At 60.9% G+C, this 2,005-nt stretch carries 1 protein-coding gene; it reads left to right on the forward strand.

The genetic code is table 11. The features are described 5' to 3' along the window. On the forward strand, positions 1–1,913 hold a 1,913-nt coding region (gene dibA / locus DBR18_RS15365; protein WP_108590941.1), incomplete at its 5' end, for a phosphodiesterase DibA. Positions 1,914–2,005 lie beyond the last annotated feature (92 nt).

Consider the following 2,005-nt stretch of genomic DNA (forward strand, 5'->3'; position numbering starts at 1 on the left):
CCACTTATCGCGATGCCTTGCGTGCAGCGCTACTTTATCTCGTCCTTGCCGCCATTTGGCTGCAAGGAACTGGTTACTTATTGAACAGTTTCTTTGATGAGTCTGTCGATCTGCAGCGTTGGCAACTGATCAACGGTTATCTTTGGGCGGGTGTCAGCGCCGCTCTGATCTTTCTGGCCCGGGTGCGTTTGTGCGAGTTTCTTGGCATCGGTGCGCGCTTGCGTGAACGCCAGGCCGACCGCGAGCGCCTGCGTCAGGCGGCTGCGGTGTTCGACTGCACCCGGGAAGGGGTGCTGGTCACCGACCGTCAGGGGTTGATCGTGCACGTCAATCGCGCGTTCATGGAGATCACCGGCTATCAGCGCGAAGAAGTCCTCGGGCATCAACCGAGCCTGTTCAAGTCCGGTCATCATCCGCCGGGCTTCTATCAGGCGATGTTCGCCACATTGCAGGCCCATGGCGAATGGAGCGGGGAAATCTGGAACCGGCGCAAGAGCGGCGAGATTTATCCACAGTGGCAGACCATCCGCGTGATTCACGACGATCAGGGTCGCCTCAGCCACTATGTGGCGGTGTTTTCCGACATCAGTGCGATCAAGGATTCCGAACATGAACTCAAGCACCTAGCCCACCATGATCCACTGACCGATCTGCCCAATCGCCTGCTGTTCAGCGACCGCGCCGAGCAGGCGCTGGCGTCGGCGCAGATCCACAAGCGTGGCTGCGCGTTGCTGATGATCGATCTGGATCACTTCAAGATGATCAACGACAGCCTCGGCCACAACGTCGGTGACCGCTTGCTCAAAGCCGTGGCGGCACGCCTGCAGGAACTGTTCGGCCCCGGAATTACTCTGGCGCGGCTTGGCGGTGACGAGTTCGCGGTGCTGGCGGAAAGTTGTCCACAGCTGGTGCAGGCGGCGGCGCTGGCTCAGCGCATTCTCGATGCGCTGAAGGAGCCGTTCTGCATCGATGCGCATGAGTTGTTCATCAACGCCAGTATCGGTATCAGCCTGTTCCCCAGTGATGCGTTGAGTGCCGATCAACTTCTGCGCAATGCCGACGCCGCGTTGTTCAAGGCCAAGAGCAGCGGCCGCAACGGTTATGCGTTGTACACCGAAGAGCTGACCGCCCACGCGCAGCAACGGGTCGAGATCGCCTTCGAACTGCGCCGCGCGCTGGAGCAACAGGAGCTGCGGGTCTATTACCAACCGGTGCACGATTTGCACAGCAGTCGCCTGATCGGCGTTGAAGCGCTGGTGCGCTGGCAGCATCCGCAGCGCGGTCTGGTGTCGCCGGCGGAGTTCATCCCGATTGCCGAGCGCACCGGCCTGATCGCCGAAATCGATGCGTGGGTGATGCGCCAGGCGTGTTCGCAGATGTGTCAGTGGCAGCAGGCCGGGGTTGTGCTGTCGTTTGTTGCGGTGAACGTGTCGTCGCGCTTGTTTGCCCGGCGTGAGCTGTACCAGCAGGTGGCGCAGGTGCTGCACGAGACCGGGCTGGATCCGGCGTATCTGGAGCTGGAAGTCACCGAAAGCGCGGTGATGGATGATCCGGAAGTGGCGCTGGAACAAATGCACCGGTTGCGCGAGCTGGGTATTCGCCTGGCTATCGACGATTTCGGTACCGGCTATTCGTCGCTGCTGCGGCTCAAGCGCCTGCCGGTGCAGAAGCTCAAGATCGATCAGGGTTTTGTCGCCGGCCTGCCTTGGGACGAGGACGACGCGGCGATTGTCCGGGTGATCATCGCGCTGGCCCGCAGCATGGGCATGCAGGTGCATGCCGAGGGGATCGAGCAGGCCGAGCAGGCGGCATTTCTGCTGGAGCAGGAATGCGATCTGGGGCAGGGCTACTGGTTTGGGCGGCCGGTGCCGGCGGGGGAAATTGATTGGAACAAAGCCCCAGTCATTGGTTAAAGATCAAAAGATCGCAGCCTTCGGCAGCTCCTACACAACCTCTGTAGGAGCTGCCGAAGGCTGCGATCTTTTGCTTTAACACGCTGCAAACC

It is taken from the genome of Pseudomonas sp. HMWF021, from assembly GCF_003061005.1.
In the GTDB taxonomy this organism is placed as follows: domain Bacteria; phylum Pseudomonadota; class Gammaproteobacteria; order Pseudomonadales; family Pseudomonadaceae; genus Aquipseudomonas.